Genomic DNA, 18,728 nt, shown 5'->3' with positions numbered 1-18,728 from the left:
GTGGAAGCATTCGCTTCACTTGGAAAAAACGTGTGGGTGGCAGCTTTTCAGTTAGCCTTGGATACCGTGGCAATAGACGCAGTATAGGTAGATGGGAATTTGCTTGCAATAGCCCTGTTAGTTAGGGTTTTGCCGCTCCGCCAACCGATTCTTGGCCTCAATCCACTGCCCCATAAACTGAGTGCTGCGGTGGTGATGGTGGCGCAGCATGGCGCCGATAAAATTGCCTTGGCGGCGCTGTTCACGCTCCGTCATCGCCTGCTCAAGGATGTCGGTTAACTCCGAATGCAGGCGCTGCTTGTCAAACAGCTGGCGGGCAATAGCAAGCCCGTTTTGTTGGGCGCTGAGCCAGCTGCTTTGATCTTGGTAGAGTCTTACCGCAGCTTCGGCAAACCGCTCTGGGTCGTTGGCGATTTCACCGCCCCAGGGCAGCCCGGCAGTCATACTCTCCGTACCAATACCCGTAGTGATCGATGGGGTGCCACAGAGCATACCATCCGCCAGTTTGCCCTTTATACCCGCACCAAAGCGCAATGGCGCCAGGTTGATACGGGCATTGCGCACTACGTGGAAAGCATCCTCCGCCCAGCCTTTCACCAGAAAACCATCCCGCTCGTTGTGCAAGGCAGTGGCTTTGGGGGGCGGATAGGCGCCGTAGATATGCAGTTCCGCGTTGGGCAGTTGCTTGCGTGCTAACTCTTTTTGAATCAAGGGCCAGATGGTTTGTTTCAAGAACAGCACCGCATCCCAGTTGGGGGCGTGGCGAAAATTGCCGATGGAAACAAAGTGCTGGCGCTGCTCGAAAGTGGGCAGGTCACTGTTATCCAGCCCCTCTACATCCAACATAAAGGGGCAGTGGTGCAACAGGGTGACGGGTACTGAAAAACGCTCTGTCAGCAACTGAATCTCGTAGTCAGAAATCATCAGGCTCAGATCGCTGCGGAAGATAGCTGCAACTTCCCGCAATGCCATTTCGCTGTTCAGATCGGCATCTTCCATGGCCCGGTTTTGCCGGTGGGCCTTATGGCGAGCATCCCGCAAACAGTGCAGGTCTTCGCTGTCCAATACCCGCAGCGCATCCGAGCACTGTTTTTCCACCCGCCAGCCGTATTGCTCTTCGCTGACAAAGCGGTCAAATACCACAATATCCGGTTGCAGGTCGTGCACGTACTGGTCGAAGCTGGCGTCATTGATCAGAATGTTCTGTATGGCAACACCCATGGCATCCAAGTCAACCATATGCTCAGTAGGCGCAGCTGCACTGGCAAAGTGCACGTTCCAGCCTTGCTCCTGAAAACACTCAATAAGCTGCGTAATCCGCGCGCCTGCTGCGGAAGAGTTGGGCTCTGGCCAGACGTAGCCAATAATCAGGATAGTTGTCACAATGGCTGCCATGAAAAAATGGTGGCAGGCATCATAAAGGAATCCTTGGTGTGGCAATAGAACTCTATTTTGCAATGATGGCGTTGATTGTGGCGTCGGTGGTGTTCTGGGTGTGGCTGCTGCCGAAATGGCGTCTGCAGCGGGCGATTAAAATGCCGTTCCCCGATGAGTGGGAAAAGACACTCAGCCGCAACAACACAGCCTATCAACGACTCTCCCCAGCGCAGCAGAGTGAACTGCAACACCTGATAAAAATATTCCTGCACAACAAACATTTTGTGGGCTGCGACGGACTGGTTATTTCTGATGAAATCCGTTTGACCGTCGCCGCCGAGGCTTGCCTGTTATTGCTTAACCGGGTTACCAGCGTTTATGGCAAGCTGCGTTATATCTACGTGTATCCGTCTCCCTATGTCGCGCCCCACCAGGAGTTAGGCGAAGGCGGTGTTGTCAGCCACCAGATGCAGGGGCGGGCAGGGGAGTCCTGGCAAAGTGACAAGGTGGTACTGGCCTGGGATGAGGCGTTGCACGGAGTCCGAAATTTTGATGATGGTCGCAATTTGATTCTCCATGAATTTGCCCATCAGCTGGACCAGGAATCCGGCAGCGCCAATGGCGCCCCGCTGATGGAAAAAGCTTCCAGCTATCGCAGCTGGGCACGGGTACTTTCCCAGGAATACGAAACCTTGCAAGAGGATATGGTGCGCGGGCACAGCACCTTGCTGGATCACTACGGCGCGACCAATCCAGCGGAGTTTTTTGCGGTGGTGACGGAAACTTTTTACGAACAACCTGAGCAAATGGCTCAGCAGCATCCGGCGTTGTTTAAGCAGTTGGTAGGCTATTACAAGGTTGATCCGAGGGAGTGGCAGTAAAGTACTACTTTCACCCTGAGATCCTCACGTCGCTGCGCTCCTCAGGATGACGTGGAGAAGTGACATTTCTTAAATTTCTTGCCACTGCCGCAAGGGCAGGAGTCATTGCGACTGATTTTTGGAGCCGGTAACAAATCGCCATCCAGGTAGTACCAATGGCCATTTTCGTGCACAAAGTTGGAGCGCTCGTGTAACTGGCCCAATTTGCCGTTTTCTTCGTAAGTGGCGATAAATTCAACCCTGTCGTCAGGCTCACTGTCGAGAATTTGCAGATTCAACCAGCGGGTATTTTGCATTGATTGCTGCAGCCCCTGGCGATCGTTTGGACTGTGTTTGCTCGGGTGGTGGCTGGCGATGAGGTAGTCAACCAACTCCAGGGAAAATGCGCTGTAGCGGGAGCGCATCAGAGCCTCGGCGCTGTCAGCGGTAGCCCCAAGATGCAGCGGCTGACAGCAATCTTGATAGTTGAGTGATGATCTACAAGGGCAGGGTTGCATTGGTCAAATTTCCGGTTGCAGGCGGCAATTGTGTCACAACTTTCACACCCCAGCGGGTATAATCTGCGCCCCTCCCATCCTTGTTTTATGTGAGTGTTTCTTGAGCAACTCCCGATTTATTCCTGGTCAACGCTGGGTCAGCAATACCGAGTCCGACGCCGGGCTGGGTATCGTCGTAGAAGCCGGTAATCGCCGGGTAACCGTGAGCTTTCCTGCGATTGGCGAACAGCGCACCTACGCGGCAGATAATGCGCCCCTGAGCCGGGTGCTCTACAACGTGGGTGACCGCATACGCAGCGCCGATGGCGATTTGCTGGACGTGTTGGAAGTGCGGGAAGAGGGCGGTTATATCACCTACCTTGGTCGCGACCAGAGTGGCAACGAGCAGTGCCTTGAAGAGCTGGAACTGGACAGCTTTGTGCAATTCAGCAAACCCCAGGATCGGCTGTTTGCTGGCCAGATCGACAAGCTCAGCCGCTTTGAACTGCGCCAGCAAACTCTCGCCCACAATCACCGCCACCAGCAGAGCCCGGCTCTCGGTTTGCTGGGGGCTCGGGTGCAATTGCTGCCTCACCAACTCTATATTGGCCACGAAGTGGCCAATCGCCACGCACCGCGAGTGCTGCTGGCGGATGAAGTGGGTCTGGGGAAAACCATTGAAGCGGGGCTGATTATTCACCAGCAGTTAGTGTCGGGGCGCGCAAGCCGAGTGTTGGTAGTCGTCCCCGACAGCCTGGTGCATCAGTGGCTGGTGGAAATGCTGCGCCGCTTTAATCTGATGTTCACCATTCTCGACGAGGAACGCTGTCAGGCGCTTACTGGTGAGTGTGATGGTGACGAAGACGGTGCAGTAGACGACCAAATCAACCCCTTTGAAAGCGCCCAGCTGGTGCTTTGCAATTTGTCCTTTCTCACCAATAGCGAACAGCGCCTGCAACAGGCCGCTGACGCCAGCTGGGATTTGATGGTGGTGGATGAAGCCCATCACCTGCAGTGGAGCGAACAGCAAGCCAGCCCGGAATACCAGTGCATTGAAACCCTGGCCAAGGCAGTCACCGGACTGTTGTTGCTGACCGCCACCCCGGAGCAGCTGGGTATCGAAAGCCACTTTGCGCGCCTGCGATTGCTGGATCCGGATCGTTATTACGACTTGCAAAAATTTTGCGATGAGGAAAGCGACTATCAACGGGTGAGTGAGTTGGTGGAGCAACTGACTGCCTCTGATTCGGCGGAAAAACTGCGGCAATCGTCCCTGTTAAAGCGGGAGCTGGATCATTACCTGGGTAACCAGGCGGATGATTTGTTGGCGGCGTTGAACACGGACAGTGAAGACGACAAGCAACATGTGATGGACGAGCTGGTGCACTCGCTGCTGGATCGCCACGGTACCGGGCGAGTACTGTTCCGCAATACTCGAGACGGTGTGGCGGGATTCCCGGAGCGGCGCCTCAACCCCTATAAACTGGCGGTGCCAACAGAGTATCTCAATCGCCTGGATGGCGCCGATCTGGAGCAGCGCCTGAAGCCGGAGCAACTGCTGGGAGAGGGCTGGTTAGCCCATGACCCTCGCGTGAAATGGCTGGCGGACTGGCTGGCGGACAACCGCGACCAGAAAGTGCTGGTGATTTGTGCTCAGGCCAGCACGGCGGAGCAGCTGGAAGGCCACCTCAATGTTCGCTGTGGCGTGCGCTCTGCGCTGTTCCATGAAGGTATGAGCCTGGTGCAGCGGGATCGAGCTGCCGCCTATTTTGCCGACGAGGATGAAAGTGCTCAGGCGTTGATCTGCTCGGAAATTGGCAGTGAGGGGCGCAATTTTCAATTCGCCCGTCACCTGGTGATGTTTGACCTGCCGTTGAATCCGGACTTGCTGGAACAGCGTATCGGCCGCCTCGATCGTATTGGTCAGCGCCACTGCGTGCAGATACACGTGCCGTTCTACGACAACAGCCCCCAGTTCACACTGTTGCGCTGGTATCACGACGGACTGAATGCCTTTGAGCGGGTGTGCCCGGTGGCCAGTGCCGTACACACCCAGTTTGGCGACCAATTGCGAGCCTGTCTGTTGGCAGAAAAGACCGACGTCGACAGCCTGGTGGCGAATGCCCGCGTGGCCACCGACGCCGCTTTGTACGAATTCCAGCAAGGCCGCGACCGCCTGTTGGAAATCAGCTCTTGCCACCCGCAAAAGGCCGAGCAGGTGGTTGAACAGTTGGTGGAGGCGGAAAGCCCGCGCCAGCTGGAAGCCTATATGGAACAGGTATTCGACCAGTACGGCGTGGAACACAACCACCACAGCCTTGACGCCCTGGTATTGGAACCGGGGGATCATATGGCGGTGGAGCGCTTCCCCGGCTTGCTGGACGACGGTATGACCGTCACCTTTAATCGCCACAAAGCGCTCAGCCGGGAAGAAATGCACTTCCTCAGCTGGGAACACCCCATGGTGGCGGGTGCCATGGAAATGATTCTTGGCAGCGATTTTGGCAACACCGCGCTTTGTACCCTCAAGCTGCCACCCTTGAAACCGGGCACATTGCTTCTGGAAACCACCTTTACCTTGCACTGCAGTGCGCCCAAAGCACTGCAGGTGCAACGCTATTTACCGGTAAGTAGCCTGCGAGTGGTGGTGGACAGCAATGGCCGTGACTTGAGCGGGGTGCTGACACCAGATCACCTGCAACGGCTGGGCAAGAAAGTGGCCATTGCCACCGCTCAGGAACTGGTGCGCCAGGTGCGACCTCAGATCAACGAGCTGATTGAACAGGCGCAAACCCTGGCTGGCAAACAGCAGGGTGGGCTGGTGGAATCTGCATTGGAAAAAATGCAGCGGCTGCAAAAAAGGGAGTTGCAGCGTTTGCAGGCTCTGGCAGAGGCAAACCCCAATATCCGTCAGGAAGAAATTGAGCATATTCGCGATACCAGCGAGCAGCTGGCCGGTTATCTGGAAGCGGCGGAGTTAAGGCTGGATTCGTTGCGGGTAGTGGTGACGGTTTAAACTGTCATTGCGAGGAGCGAAGCGACGTGGCAATCTCCTGATTCGAAGGGGACTGGCGTTCCAATTCAATTTTCAGAACACGCAGCACTTTCGTTTCTGAGAAAGTATCCTTGTATGCTCGTCGCCAGCATCCATGCTGGCGGCGGTTCTGAAAACTGAATAGGTACGCTTTCTAAAGATTTCACCGTAGGTGGCTGCAAGGAGCAAAGGATTGTATGGAAATAATAAGAAAAACTACCTTTCAAAAACAACCGCACATCTCGATTCCCATATATGTTGCGGTCTGTTTATTGAGCTTGTATTTGGCAGGCTGCTCTCTCCCTGGACATAGTTCAGATTTAATCGGCTCTGTTATTGTGCATGCTGTGCTTTAGATAGCTGTATTTATCTGGTGCTTCTTTGAGTACAACAAAGGAAGGTTCAGTTTTGGATTGGGCCATGCTCTGTGTATTTATCTTTTCCACTTTTTTGTTTGATTGCGTATGCAATTATTTTAAAAGGCTGGAAACGTGGTTTATTAATTGGTGGAGCTGGTGTGTTGTTTGCGATGGCCTTTATTTACATGGATGTATATGTTTTTGGAAACGAGGTCGCCACCAACCTGTCGGAAAGTGCCAGGTAGGCTGATGGCGATTGAGGAGTTAAGAGCTTGCGTCTGTCTGTTCAGGTAACTCTCTGCCCTGGCATCGCACCAGAATCCGGCGACATCAAATAAATCCCTTTCTTATCCCCAGACGCAATCACCATTCCCTCTGATAAACCAAAGCGCATTTTCCGTGGTGCCAGGTTGGCGACCATCACGGTTAAACGGCCTTCCAGGTCTTCCGGTTTGTAGCTGGATTTGATGCCGGAAAACACATTGCGGGTGCGGGTGTCGCCGATATCCAGAGTGAGTTGCAGCAGTTTGTCGGCACCTTCCACGTGTTCGGCTTTGACAATTTTGGCAACGCGCAAATCCACTTTGATAAAGTCATCAAAACTGATTTCTGCGGCCAGTGGCTCGTCAGCCAGTGGCCCGGTCTGGGGTGCAATGTTGGTCGGAGCGGCTGCGACCGCTGCTTCTTCTTTTCCAGCGTCCACCATGGCGTCTACCTTGTCTTTTTCGATGCGCTGCATCAGCGGTTTGAATTTATTGATGGCGTGGCCCAGCAGTGGCTGCAAGCCTTCGCTCCAGGTTAGTGAATCGTTAAGGAACGCTTCGGATTGTTCTGCCATGGCAGGCAGTACCGGTTTCAGGTAAAGCATCAGGGCGCGGAATAGGTTTATGCCCAGGGAGCAGATGCCCAGCACTTCTTCGCCACTGCCTTCTTCCTTGGCAAGTTTCCAGGGTTCTTTGGCGGCGATGTATTCGTTGGCGGCATCGGCCAGCCCCATAATTTCCCGCATGGCTTTGCCGAATTCACGGTTTTCGTAGTGCTCGGTGATCACTGGCTCCGCATCCACAAATTTCTGCCAGAGTTGTGGCTCGATAATATTGTCAGCCAGAACGCCGCCAGATTTTTTCACAAAACCTGCGCAACGGCTGGCGATGTTTACCACTTTGCCCACCAGGTCGGAATTTACCCGCTGCACAAAGTCATCCAGGTTCAGATCCATATCGTCCACACCGTTGGTCAGCTTGGCTGCGTAGTAATAGCGTAGGGGCTCCGCCGGCAGGTGATCCAGGTAGGTTCGAGCGTTGATAAAGGTGCCTCGCGCCTTTGACATCTTTTTACCGTTTACGGTCACAAAGCCGTGGGCGTTGACTTTGGTAGGGGTGCGGAACTGGGCGCTGGTCAGCATGGCGGGCCAGAACAGGGCGTGAAAGTTGATAATATCCTTGCCGATAAAGTGGTACAGCTCGGTACTGGAATCAATGCCCCAGAACTCATCGAAGTCTAAGCCTTCCCGTTCGCACAGCACTTTAAAACTGGCCATATAGCCGATGGGGGCATCCAGCCACACGTAGAAATATTTGCCCGGCGCATCGGGGATTTCAAAACCGAAATAGGGGGCATCGCGAGATATATCCCACTCTTGCAAGCCGCTCTCAAGCCATTCGCCCAGCTTGTTGGCTACTTCTTCCTGCAGGTGTCCAGCGCGAGTCCACTCTTTTAAAAAGGCCTCAAATTCCGGTAGTTTGAAAAAGTAGTGGGTTGATTCTTTTTCAATAGGTGTGGCGCCGGAGATGGCGGATATCGGGTTGATTAGGTCTGCCGGTGTGTAGGTGGCGCCGCAGGCTTCACAATTGTCGCCGTATTGGTCTTCGGTTTTACATTTTGGGCAGGTGCCCTTGATATAACGGTCTGCCAGAAACAGCCCCTTCTCTGGGTCATATGCTTGTTTGATATCTCGTTTGGCAATGTGGTCGTTATCCCTAAGACGACTGTAAATTAGCTTGGAAAACTCTTTATTCTCTTCCGAATGCGTGGAGTGGTAGTTGTCGAAGGCGATTTGGAAATCAGCAAAATCTTTCTCATGTTCTGCTTGAACATTAGATATTTGTTGTTCTGGTGAAATACCCAACTGCTCGGCCTTCAGCATAATGGAAGTGCCATGGGCATCGTCGGCGCAAACGTAGTAACATTCGTGGCCGCGCAGGCGCTGGAAGCGAGTCCAGATATCAGTCTGGATGGCTTCCATCATATGGCCAAGGTGAATGGAACCGTTGGCGTAGGGCAGGGCGCTGGTAACGAGAATTTTGCGGCGGTCGGACATTGCGGAGTGATTTCTCTGTACGGTTGGAAAGACGCGCAACTATACCGTTTTTGTAGTTGTTTTTCAGGTGTTGAGTACAGGTGATGAGCGATTTTCCGGAAGGTTTGCAACAGGTCAAATACATTGTGGCGGTTGCCTCTGGTAAGGGCGGTGTGGGCAAGTCCACTACTGCCGTTAATTTGGCGTTGGCACTACAGGCGGAAGGCTTTGCCACCGGCCTGTTGGACGCGGATATTTACGGCCCCAGCCAGCCCTTGATGCTGGGAGTGGCGGACGGCACTCGCCCGCAAGTGGTTGATGGAAAAGCCTTCCTGCCCATCGAGGCCCATGGCCTGAAAACCATGTCTCTGGGGTATCTGCTGGAAGATAAAGCCCCCGCCGTATGGCGCGGCCCTATGGCCAGCGGCGCGCTGCAGCAGATGTTGGGACAAACTCGCTGGGGTGAGCTGGATTGCCTGATTGTAGATATGCCTCCAGGCACCGGTGATATTCAACTGACTCTGGCTCAGAAAGTGCCAGTGTCCGGCGCGGTGATTGTCACTACCCCCCAGGACATTGCACTGCTGGATGCGGAAAAGGGCATCGAGATGTTTCGCAAGGTCAGTATTCCGGTTATTGGCGTGGTGGAAAATATGGCCATGCACACCTGCAGCCAGTGCGGTCACAGCGAACATATTTTTGGCGAAGGTGGCGGTGAGCGCATTGCCCGTGATTATGAAACCGAATTGCTGGGAGCACTGCCGCTGGATCGCAACATTCGTGAGCAGACGGATAGCGGTCAGCCTACCGTGGTAGCGGAACCAGCAGGGCAAGTGGCAGGGGTTTACCGGGATATTGCTCGCAAGGTGGTGGAGCAGCTGCAGCAAAGCGCAACCGCAATGCCGGAAATTGAAATTGATTGAACGTAAGACGAGAGATGTGAGATGAAAGACGTAGATCGAAGTGCTGTTTTTACATCTCCCGTCTCTCGTCTCCCATCTCACGAGGAATGACCATGAGACCAGACTGGGACCAGTACTTTATCGACATGATGGACACGGTGGCCACTCGCGCTACCTGTGATCGGGGCCGTTCCGGCTGCATTATCGTTAGAGACAAACGCATTATCGCCACTGGCTATGTGGGCTCTCCTTCAGGACTGCCCCATTGCGATGACGTGGGCCACCTGATGAAGCAGGTGATCGACGACGATGGCACCACTCGCCAGCACTGTATGCGTACCATTCACGCGGAACAGAACGCCATTTGCCAGGCAGCTCGCCATGGCATCTCACTGGCGGGCAGTACCCTGTACTGCAAGATGGAACCCTGCCGGGTGTGCGCCATGCTGATTATCAGCTGCGGCATTGAAAAAGTCGTAGCCAAATCCATGTACCACGCTGCTCAGGAAACCCGGGATATGTTTGCTCAGGCGGGGGTGGAGTTGGTGGTGGTTGAGCAGGCGGTGGAGGATTATGCGAATCAGTAATTATTGGCTGCGAGCCCCGGGCTACGGGCAGATCGAGTGGGAAATGGCCTTGTATTCTGTAGGTCGGGCTTTAGCCCGACACCTTGGGCGCTTTTTATGGCTGTTTTTGTCGGGCTAAAGCCCGACCTACATTGCTCGTCGCCCGTAGCTAATTAGTCAATCTTCCGAACAATCAATCCGCTCATATTCAATCCGTTTTGCAAACGCAACGCCGCTTGCTCGGCGGCGCTTTGGCTGTTGTAGCCAAAGGCCCGTACCCGATAGAGGGTGCGTCCTTGGGAAGGGTAGGATTCCATTCGCGTGTCTGTGCCCAGAGCCTTGGCTTTATTCACCAATTTCAGGGCGTTGTCGCGGTTGGAGAGCGAGGCGATATTGATCACCCAGCCGCTGGGTTTAGCCACTGCCGCCACTGGTTTGCTGGTTGTCGCTGGTGTTGCTGATTTGGCCTGCTGCTGAAGTGTGGCAAGGGTGGATTGCAATTGCTTTTGCTGTTGTTGTACTTGGTTTTGCAACTGGCCGATTTGTTTTTGCAGTTGGGCTACGGTTGCATCCTGATTGTTGCTGCCCGTTTTAGGTTGCTGCTGTATACGACTTTCCAGCGCTTGGTAGTTGTTTTCCAAGCGCGCCAGTCGCGCTTCCTGGCCGCTGTCTGCAACAACGGCGGCGGGCTGTTCCATCTGTTTTACATCATTGTTCAAAGCAGCCAGTTGTTCCTTTATGCCAGACAGTTGGATCATGCTCCAGGCAGCCAATAGCACTGCCATGGCCAGCAGAGTCCACAGCGTCAGGCTGGTGACGCCGATGGCAGGTTGTTGGCGGCGGGCAAACTCTGGTGGAGCAGCTTGCGGTGCCGGTTCTGGCTGTGAGGGTTTTTCCCTATCCAACTGGGGGCGTCTTGGCTCTGGTTGTGGGCGCTCATCTACCAGTGGTTTTTGCGGCACATAGGGTGAGCTGGGCGCTTGTCGGGCCTCTGCTTGGGGCTGGCTTCGCTGCGGCTTCTCACTGTGTTTGGGTTCACTGACTTTGACGCTTGCTGGCTTTTCGCCTGCCAATTTTTCGCCGGGGAAAGTCTTGCTTTCCGGGACTTGTCGGTTGATGACAGGGGGCGTTTGAGCTTGTGTTTGTGCACGTTTGGCTGGCGCCAGAAATGGGTTGTCTTCGACAGCTGTTCGGGTTGTCTCGGTACTGTTGGCAAACGGGTTGCGGGTTGGCTGAGGGTCGGCTTTTTGGACCCTGACTGGCTTTTTTTCCACTTTGGGTGTTTCGCTGCTCGGCGTCTGTGCCGGGCCGTTGTCGCGAATTTTGTCCAGGCTGCTGCTCAGGTGGCGATTGCGCTTGCGATCCAAGGGTACGAAGTCTTCTTCATCCAGAGCCAGTTCGTCATCGTCCAGCTCGCTGCCTGTCTCCATTAACGGTTCCAGTCGCTCATCGGGGTCTGCAAAGGGGTTTTTGTGGGCTTTTTTGCCCGGCTTGGCGGTTGCGACTGGTTCTGCATGATCGTCATCAAAAATGCTCATAGAAATTCCCTGGGAATTCGGCTTAAGAAACCGCCATTTATGCCGCTAAAGTTTTACTAGCAACAGGTCGAAAAATTAAGGCAGCAATTATTGCATAGATAAGGCCAAGTGCCAGGAGATTTTATAACCCATGCTGGGGGAAATAACGCTCACTGGGCTGACGTCTCAGGGGGCGGTAAGCAGCCAGCTACACAACTGGCGTGTGGGGCAGATTCTGGAGGCGGTGGTGATGGCACGTCCCGCTGCGGAACGTCTGCAACTGCGCATTGGCAATACCCAGCTGGAAGCTCGCAGCCAGGCGCCCATTCAGGCTGGTGACCGGGTACTGCTCAAAGTACTCAGTACTGGCACTACACCCACGTTGCAGGTGGTGCCTGCGGCGGTGGCCAGCGGCAGTGCCAGCGAGTTGGTGAATCAGGCATTACGCCAGCTGTTGCCACGCCAATTGCCGACGGAAAAAGTGCTGAATAACTTGTTGGCCATTTTGGGGAAGCCCCCGCAAACGAAGGACGATGGTGGTTCACAGAGAGAGGTGTTGCCTGCCCGTACCCGCGGCCTTATCGAAACATTACTGGCGCGAATTCCCAATGGCGAAAAACTGGCTGATCACGCCCGCCTCAAACAATTGGTGCAGGAGTCAGGGTTGTTCAATGAACAGCGCCAGGCTCAGCGCGGTGGCGAAGGGGCACAGAGAGATGTCAAGCAGGCTCTGGTGCAATTGGCTCGCCAGTTGGGGGTTCAGAAGCCCACCAGTGGCGATTCGACACCTGCGGCCAAAAGCCCGGCAACTGAGGCGGCAAGGCCTGCCAGTACTGCAATGCCGAGTTCTGCGCCAACAGCGCAGGCGCCTGGCGGTGGGGGCACACAGCCAGTTGATGGGATCAAACCCCAGACAGCTACCCAGCCTCAGACGCAGCAGCAAGCATTGCCTGCAGAGGCTGGCCGTCAGGCAAACCAGCTATTGCCGCAGGGTACACAAAGGGAAGGGCAATTGAATCAGTCTGTCAGCCAGACACAAATGCCCACTGTGCAGGATTTGCAACGTCAGGTTGAAGGCGCAATTGCTCGCATCGTTTCCCAGCAGGTCCAAAGCCTGCCACAGCCTGGCCAGGAAGCGGCTCGTTGGGTTTTTGAATTGCCCTATCGCCAGGGTGATGAGTTTCATAGCCTGCCGATGGTGATCGAAAGAGAGGCCAGCAACGGTGATGGCACTGAACTGGAGCCGGGCTGGCAGGTGGAACTTGCCTTTGAGTTGGCAGGGTTGGGGCAGATACGGGCCAAAGTATTGTTGCGAGGTGACAAGGTCTCGGCATCGCTGTGGGCGCAGAGCGATGAAACGGCACAGTTGGCGGAGTCAGAGTTGCCGATGCTGGAAACAGCCCTTGAGGCCAATGGCTTGAATGTGGGGGCATTGGTGTGTCGTCAGGGGCAGCCCGTGGATCAGCAGGCGCCGCTGAGTTTGGCCAGCAGTTTGCTCGATTACCACATATAGACTTTAGAGGCATCCATGTCAGAGGAACAGCCACCACACAAACCACCGAAGTTGGCAGCAGCCCTCAGCTACGACAACAGCGGGGAAAATAAAAAGGTGGCGCCGGTGGTGGTGGCCAAGGGAGAAGGAGCGGTTGCCGAAGAAATTGAGGCGCTGGCCAGGGCACATCAAGTGCCGGTAGAGCAGGATACGGTGTTGACCGCCGCATTGAGCGCTGTACCCGTGGGTGAGGAAATTCCCCGGCAACTGTATGTGGTGGTGGCTGAGGTGCTGTCATTTGTCTATTACTTGAAAGGCAAGGCACCTTAAAAGGCAAAAAACCGGGCTGATAGATGCAGTGCAAATGTAACAAAAATGATACGTGACCATGGATGCCACCTCGGTTGCGTATTGTGCGCCAGTTGGCTTGCCGGGGTGCTGATGGCGAGTAGAATCGAAGGTGTGGGGATCAGGGATAGAAATCAGTGACTATAACGATAAAGAGCAAGGCTATGAATCCGACTGCCGGCACGGCCACAAATGAGAAGAACGAACGGGAATTGTTGCTGCAGCGCATTGGGGTAGAACTGAGCTATCTCGCTGCCAAGGGCATTCAAGACAGCAAGCTGGAAAACATTCTCGAACATCTGCGCATCGTCCTGCGGGAACGGGTATCCAGCGACGATGAAGGCCTCACCAAAGTCTCCACCATGCTGTTTGGCCATCTCAAAGAGATGCCAGACTCGGATCAGGTGGGTACTAACATCCAACCACTGGCGGAAGCGTTGCAGGCACTGTTGCAGGAAATGCGCGTGCCCATGGCGAACTACAGCGATGCCCAGAAAATTGCCGTTTCCGCTGCCCGAGCCAAAAGCCAGGATGAGATTGTCGAGGTACTGCAGCGTGGTTTGAAATTGCTGCGCACCATCAACGAGAGCTCGGTAGACAGTGCATCCCCCAAAGCCGCGAGCGACTCCTCCAAAGGCAAAAGTCGCGGTTGGCTAAAACGCTCCGGCAGCAAGGCGGATAACAGCGCCAGGGATATTTTTGATGCCCTGCGCCCGGTGCTGGATAAGGTGCTGGACAACCTGGCATCGCTGGATGATGTATCGCGTCAGGTAGTGGTTATCAAGGCGGAGCTGCCCACGGTTAACACCACCGAGGGAATGCAGCATATCTTGCAGCAAGTGTTGGAGTTATTAGGGGGTATTGCCCGCAGTATCGGCATTGAACGCCGGGATACGGAGCAGTTTCTTGGCCAGTTGCGGGAAAAGCTGCAAGGTATAGAGCAGGGTATTGTTGGTACGCTCGACAAAGGCTCACTCAGCCGTGCCGAACAACTGCAGAATAATATTGGCGAGCAGGTCAGTGATATTCAGCAAGCGGTGGCCGGCGAAAACACCCTGGACGGGTTGCGACAACTCATCGAAACGAGAGTTGAAAAAATTGGCAACACGCTCGATGAATACCTCAACGACGAACAGGAAAAGCACCGCCAGTCCGAGCGTCAGGTGCGCGATCTCACCCGCAAGCTGCGGGAGATGGAATTGCAAGGCCAGCAGTTGCGGGCCAAAGTACACGAAAAACAAGCCGCTGCATCAAAAGACACCCTCACCGGCGTGCTCAACCGCTTTGGTTACGAGGAACGGGTGATAGAGGAATTTTCCCGCAGCCGCCGTATTGGCTTCCCTCTGACCATGATGGTAGTGGACGTCGACAAGTTCAAAACCGTTAACGATACCTATGGTCACAAGGCCGGTGACCTGGTGCTGCAAAAAGTGGTGGAAACACTTTCCTCAAGCATTCGTAAAACCGATTGCCTGGCGCGTTTTGGTGGCGATGAATTTGTGCTGTTATTGCCGGACACCGATGCGGAAGGTGCCAGGGTGGTGGCGGAAAAAGCCCGCGCCGGGGTGGAAAAATGCGGTTTCCACAGCGGTGGCCAACCAGTGAATGTCACCATCAGTTGTGGCATCACCGAAGTTCAGGACGAAGACACCCCTGAGAGCGCTTTTGAACGGGCAGACCAAGGCATGTACAAGGCCAAGCGCAATAATCGTAATAGTAGTGTGGTGGTTTGATCGGTCACGGGTTGCGTGATACTTCGCTCGTGATTACGAGATTCTTGCCGCAACCCGCAACCCGCAACCCGCAACCCGCAACCCGCAACCTACAAAACACAAATCCGATTTCTGCCTTCCTCTTTCGCTCGATACATGGCTCGATCAGCACGCTCGATCAGCGAATGAGCGTCTTCGTTGTTGAGGGTGGTGGCGCCGATACTGGCGGTGACCGGCAAGGCTTTGCCGCAGGGGGCAAAGTGCAGGTTGCCAATGCCGGCAAGAATTTTCTCTGCTACCAGACGCGCGCCTTCGGCACTGGTATCTGGCAGCTGCACAATAAATTCCTCACCGCCATAGCGGTAGATGCAGTCTGAGCCGCGAACCTGGCTTTCAAGCAGCAGCGCCAGCTGGCGCAACAGACGATCACCACTGGAATGCCCGTATTGGTCGTTGATGGACTTGAAGTGGTCCAGATCGATAAACAACAGTGATAGCGGCTCGTTACTGCGTTGGGCGCGTTTGATCTCTTTACCCAGCAGATGACTCAAGGCATTGCGGTTAAGCAGCCCGGTAAGGCTGTCGGTATAGGCGCTGCGGGCCATTTGGTGGTAGTCCACGGCGTTGCGCAGGCTGTTGATAAAAGTGCCCAGAATTCGCTCGATAGTGGTCAGCTCTGCTTCCGAGAAGCGCTTGCTGCGGGTCATTTCCAGCTGCCCCAGCTGGCGACCCTGCAAGTTCAGTTTATAGCTGCAACTGTGCTTACCCCCTTGGCCAACTCGTTGCTCCAGGGCTTGCTCTGGATGGTAATAGCTGAAACTGTCGAACGGCACAAAGCGGGGCAGTTCGCCGATCAGGCGATCCAGCAGGGCGTACACATCCAGCGTGGTTTGCCACAGTTGCGACAGCCGCAGCAGGTCCGCTTCTGCCAGCAGGGGTTCCGGCGTACTGGAACGGGCCGCGACCTTAAGGCGCTGATTGCTACCGCTTTTGGCGAGCTTCTTGGCGGCGGCGCCTTTACCACTGTTGAATTCCGCAATATCACTCATGATTACATGGGCCTTTAGCAGGGGTTACCAAAGCCAATAAGCAATCCATATGCCACATTCTATATGCCACAGTTGCAGGCGATTTTTAGCGAAATTTTGCCTTCGCTGGATTGCAAGGCCGCTGGAAAAATGACGCTGCCGTTTATGGGGCTGGCTTTCAGAAAAAGATGACGGAATTTTGACTTTGCCTGTGAGGTCGAGGTTTCGGTAGAGTGGCGCTTTTACTTCACTTGGAAAACTCACCATGTTGCGCCGTGCTCACTTCTGTATTGCCGCTGTTTTGTTGATGTTGTGTTTACCGGTTGCCGCCGAGCCGCTGACCATTGAACGCTTCGTGGCCAGCCCGTCGTTGAGTGGCCCTGCAATAAAAGGCTTGAAGCTGTCTCCCGACGGAACCCTTGCGACCTACCTGAAGGGCAAGCCGGATAACCACAAGCAGCAGGACTTGTGGGCCTACCACATCGCCACAGACCAACATCGTTTGCTGGTGGACTCGGTACAGCTGACGGGCGGTGATGAGCAACTGTCGGAAGTGGAGCGAGCCCGACGCGAGCGCCAGCGTATCAAAGGCAGCGGCATTGTTGAGTATTACTGGTCGCCCAATAGCGATGGTTTGCTGTTTCCCATTGGCGGTGATCTTTATTACCTGGGTCTGGAAGCAGCAGGGCAAAAGCCAACACCACGGCGCCTTACCAATAACCCGGCATTCGAGACCGACGTGCGCTTTTCCCCCAAAGGCAATTTCGTCTCCTTTGTGCGTGAGCAAAACCTCTACGTGATTGACCTGGCAAAGGGGCGCGAGATTGCCATTACCAAAAAGGGTGCTGGTGCCATCAGTTACGCCACTGCGGAATTCGTCGCTCAAGAGGAAATGGGCCGCAATACCGGTTACTGGTGGGCGGCTGACGAAAGCCGCATTGCTCTGACTCGAATTGACGAGTCTCAGGTCACCCTGATGGATCGCTACGAAGTGGCCACAGATGGTTCCGTTACCGCTATCCAGCAGCGCTATCCCTTTGCTGGCGAGGTCAATGCCAGACTGCAACTGGGGGTGGTGAAAGTAGGGCGCCGCACGCCGAAAATCCGCTGGATGGACTTGGGCGACAACCAGGATATTTACCTGGCGCGAGTCAACTGGCTGCCAGACAGTAAAACCCTGGCCATACAGCGGCTCAATCGTTCACAAAGTAAAAACCATTTGTTGTTTGCTGACAGCGCTACCGGCAAAAGCTGGCGGGTACTGACAGAAGCGTCGCCGTACTGGATCAATTTGCACGATGACCTGAAATTTCTCAAAGACAGTCAGCAATTTGTGTGGGCCTCTGAGCGCAGTGGCTACAAGCATTTATATTTGCTGGACTACCAGGGCAAAGTCATTCGCCAGCTTACCTCTGGCGATTGGGTGGTGGACCACCTGGTGTCTGTGGATGAAAAGCGTCGCCAGATTTACTTTATGGCCAATGCCGACGGTGTTTTGGAGCGGCATTTCTACAGAGTGCCTTTGGATGGTGGCGATGTTCACCGCCTGACCAAAGAGCCCGGCTGGCATAGCGTGGATTATGGCTGTATCCGCAAGGATGGAGACTGCCAAAAGCCCCTGTTTATCGACAACTTCTCAGCAGATGGTCGCCCGCCAGCAGTGGCGCTTAAAGATGAAAAAGGCGGGTTGATTACCTGGCTGGAAGAAAATCCTCTGGACGACAACCATCCCTACAGCCCGTACCTCACAGACCATGTTCCTCTGGAGTACGGCACACTGAATGCAGAAGATGGCAAAACCCTGCATTACCAGCTGATGAAGCCCAAAAAACTGGAGCCGGGAAAGCGCTACCCGGCGATCGTATTTCTCTACGGTGGACCCCACAGCCAGCTGGTAAAAAATGCCTGGAACACCCGCTGGTTTAACCAGTTTCTGGCTCGCAACGGTTATGTGGTGATTACCATAGACAACCGCGGCACCTACAACCGAGGCGCCGAGTTTGAGGGAGTAATCAAAGGCAGGTTGGGGGAGGCGGAAGTGACCGATCAACTGGCCGCTGTAAAACTGCTGAAAACTCTGCCTTATGTGGATGAGCAGCGACTGGGGGTTTACGGCTGGTCTTACGGCGGTTATATGAGCCTGATGAGCTTGTTCAAGGCGCCGGATACCTTCGCCGCCGCAGTGTCCGTGGCCCCGGTTACCGACTGGCTGTTGTACGACACCTGCTACACCGAGCGTTATATGGGTGTGCCAGAAAAGCCTGAAGATTACCAACAGGCGTCGGTGTTCCCCTACATCGACAACTACGTAGCCAGTGACAAGCGCGGTGATCTTCTGTTGATTCACGGCATGGCAGACGACAACGTATTCTTCGACAACGCAGTGAAGTTGATGGGCCAATTGCAGGAGAAACGAGTGGATTTTCAGCTAATGACCTATCCAGGAAAACGCCACGGTATTCGCGGAGAAGATGCCCAGGCTCATTTGTGGCAGATGGTGTTTCGATTTTTTGAGGGTAAGTTGAAGTAGCCAGCTGCCTCCGTCATTGCGAGGAGCGCAGCGACGCGGCAATCTCGTGATGCAAACTGCTAACATTAAGTTGCTTGGGAGTAGAGCATGGCTTGGGCGCAACTTGCTGTGTCATGCCGCTTTCTTTTTCAAAACAAGCACTTCCCTGTAGGCTCGTGGTCAGCATCCATGCTGGCCGCGGTCACAGCAAGTTACCTCCAAGCCATG

Annotated in this window: 13 protein-coding genes; 8 read left to right on the top strand and 5 right to left on the bottom strand. The window is 54.7% G+C overall.

The features are described 5' to 3' along the window. Nucleotides 1-117: 117 nt before the first annotated feature. A complete protein-coding gene (locus QSV34_RS00835; protein ID WP_289151148.1) occupies nucleotides 118-1,383 on the bottom strand; it encodes a glycosyltransferase in 1,266 nt (421 codons plus the stop codon). Between the two features lie 50 nt (nucleotides 1,384-1,433). Between QSV34_RS00835 and QSV34_RS00830 the strand changes: the two genes are divergently transcribed. After that, a complete protein-coding gene (locus tag QSV34_RS00830) occupies nucleotides 1,434-2,258 on the top strand; it encodes a M90 family metallopeptidase (protein ID WP_289151146.1) in 825 nt (274 codons plus the stop codon). Nucleotides 2,259-2,299: 41 nt separating this feature from the next. On the opposite strand, the gene QSV34_RS00825 is transcribed toward QSV34_RS00830, so the two are convergent. Next, nucleotides 2,300-2,755, bottom strand: a complete 456-nt coding sequence (locus QSV34_RS00825; protein ID WP_289151144.1) for a YchJ family protein — start codon at nucleotides 2,753-2,755, stop codon at nucleotides 2,300-2,302. A 100-nt stretch (nucleotides 2,756-2,855) separates the two neighbouring features. Between QSV34_RS00825 and rapA the strand changes: the two genes are divergently transcribed. Then, nucleotides 2,856-5,750 (top strand): RNA polymerase-associated protein RapA, encoded by a 2,895-nt coding sequence (rapA, locus tag QSV34_RS00820; RefSeq protein ID WP_289151142.1) that lies wholly within the window; start codon nucleotides 2,856-2,858, stop codon nucleotides 5,748-5,750. A 663-nt stretch (nucleotides 5,751-6,413) separates the two neighbouring features. On the opposite strand, the gene metG is transcribed toward rapA, so the two are convergent. Continuing rightward, nucleotides 6,414-8,447, bottom strand: a complete 2,034-nt coding sequence (gene metG / locus QSV34_RS00815) for a methionine--tRNA ligase (protein WP_289151140.1) — start codon at nucleotides 8,445-8,447, stop codon at nucleotides 6,414-6,416. 83 nt (nucleotides 8,448-8,530) lie between these two features. Between metG and apbC the strand changes: the two genes are divergently transcribed. Beyond that, nucleotides 8,531-9,349, top strand: coding sequence for an iron-sulfur cluster carrier protein ApbC (gene apbC / locus QSV34_RS00810; RefSeq protein WP_289151139.1), 819 nt, complete (start codon nucleotides 8,531-8,533; stop codon nucleotides 9,347-9,349). Between the two features lie 92 nt (nucleotides 9,350-9,441). Continuing rightward, a complete protein-coding gene (locus QSV34_RS00805) occupies nucleotides 9,442-9,915 on the top strand; it encodes a deoxycytidylate deaminase (protein WP_289151137.1) in 474 nt (157 codons plus the stop codon). A gap of 152 nt (nucleotides 9,916-10,067) precedes the next feature. Here the strand turns inward: QSV34_RS00805 and QSV34_RS00800 are convergent, their stop codons facing one another. Further along, nucleotides 10,068-11,432 carry an SPOR domain-containing protein gene (locus QSV34_RS00800; protein WP_289151136.1) on the bottom strand — a complete coding sequence of 455 codons (1,365 nt, stop codon included), beginning with the start codon at nucleotides 11,430-11,432 and terminating at the stop codon, nucleotides 10,068-10,070. 130 nt (nucleotides 11,433-11,562) lie between these two features. On the opposite strand from QSV34_RS00800, the gene fliK reads away from it, so the two are divergent. From fliK to QSV34_RS00785, 3 genes are all read left to right on the top strand, one after another. Beyond that, nucleotides 11,563-12,924 carry a flagellar hook-length control protein FliK gene (fliK, locus tag QSV34_RS00795; protein WP_289151135.1) on the top strand — a complete coding sequence of 454 codons (1,362 nt, stop codon included), beginning with the start codon at nucleotides 11,563-11,565 and terminating at the stop codon, nucleotides 12,922-12,924. A 15-nt stretch (nucleotides 12,925-12,939) separates the two neighbouring features. Then, nucleotides 12,940-13,233, top strand: coding sequence for an EscU/YscU/HrcU family type III secretion system export apparatus switch protein (locus tag QSV34_RS00790; RefSeq protein WP_289151133.1), 294 nt, complete (start codon nucleotides 12,940-12,942; stop codon nucleotides 13,231-13,233). 182 nt (nucleotides 13,234-13,415) lie between these two features. Next, nucleotides 13,416-14,984, top strand: a complete 1,569-nt coding sequence (locus QSV34_RS00785; protein WP_289151131.1) for a sensor domain-containing diguanylate cyclase — start codon at nucleotides 13,416-13,418, stop codon at nucleotides 14,982-14,984. Nucleotides 14,985-15,073: 89 nt separating this feature from the next. Here the strand turns inward: QSV34_RS00785 and QSV34_RS00780 are convergent, their stop codons facing one another. Beyond that, the gene (locus QSV34_RS00780) at nucleotides 15,074-16,012 is read right to left on the bottom strand and encodes a GGDEF domain-containing protein (RefSeq protein ID WP_289151129.1); all 939 of its coding nucleotides are present in this window, start codon (nucleotides 16,010-16,012) and stop codon (nucleotides 15,074-15,076) included. Nucleotides 16,013-16,256: 244 nt separating this feature from the next. On the opposite strand from QSV34_RS00780, the gene QSV34_RS00775 reads away from it, so the two are divergent. Further along, on the top strand, nucleotides 16,257-18,521 hold the full coding sequence (locus tag QSV34_RS00775; protein ID WP_289151127.1) for a S9 family peptidase: 2,265 nt from the start codon (nucleotides 16,257-16,259) through the stop codon (nucleotides 18,519-18,521). Nucleotides 18,522-18,728 lie beyond the last annotated feature (207 nt).

This window comes from Porticoccus sp. W117 (assembly GCF_030341905.1).
GTDB lineage: Bacteria > Pseudomonadota > Gammaproteobacteria > Pseudomonadales > Porticoccaceae > SCSIO-12696.
This window is presented reverse-complemented; position numbering and strand designations above follow the sequence as displayed.

What these genes read in the sequence shown, in the direction of transcription:
- QSV34_RS00825 (WP_289151144.1), bottom strand. Translation starts at nt 2,755, where the DNA reads ATGCAACCCTGCCCTTGTAGATCATCACTCAACTATCAAGATTGCTGT.
- metG (WP_289151140.1), bottom strand. Translation starts at nt 8,447, where the DNA reads ATGTCCGACCGCCGCAAAATTCTCGTTACCAGCGCCCTGCCCTACGCC.
- apbC (WP_289151139.1), top strand. Translation starts at nt 8,531, where the DNA reads ATGAGCGATTTTCCGGAAGGTTTGCAACAGGTCAAATACATTGTGGCG.
- QSV34_RS00805 (WP_289151137.1), top strand. Translation starts at nt 9,442, where the DNA reads ATGAGACCAGACTGGGACCAGTACTTTATCGACATGATGGACACGGTG.
- QSV34_RS00800 (WP_289151136.1), bottom strand. Translation starts at nt 11,432, where the DNA reads ATGAGCATTTTTGATGACGATCATGCAGAACCAGTCGCAACCGCCAAG.
- fliK (WP_289151135.1), top strand. Translation starts at nt 11,563, where the DNA reads ATGCTGGGGGAAATAACGCTCACTGGGCTGACGTCTCAGGGGGCGGTA.
- QSV34_RS00790 (WP_289151133.1), top strand. Translation starts at nt 12,940, where the DNA reads ATGTCAGAGGAACAGCCACCACACAAACCACCGAAGTTGGCAGCAGCC.
- QSV34_RS00785 (WP_289151131.1), top strand. Translation starts at nt 13,416, where the DNA reads ATGAATCCGACTGCCGGCACGGCCACAAATGAGAAGAACGAACGGGAA.
- QSV34_RS00780 (WP_289151129.1), bottom strand. Translation starts at nt 16,012, where the DNA reads ATGAGTGATATTGCGGAATTCAACAGTGGTAAAGGCGCCGCCGCCAAG.
- QSV34_RS00775 (WP_289151127.1), top strand. Translation starts at nt 16,257, where the DNA reads ATGTTGCGCCGTGCTCACTTCTGTATTGCCGCTGTTTTGTTGATGTTG.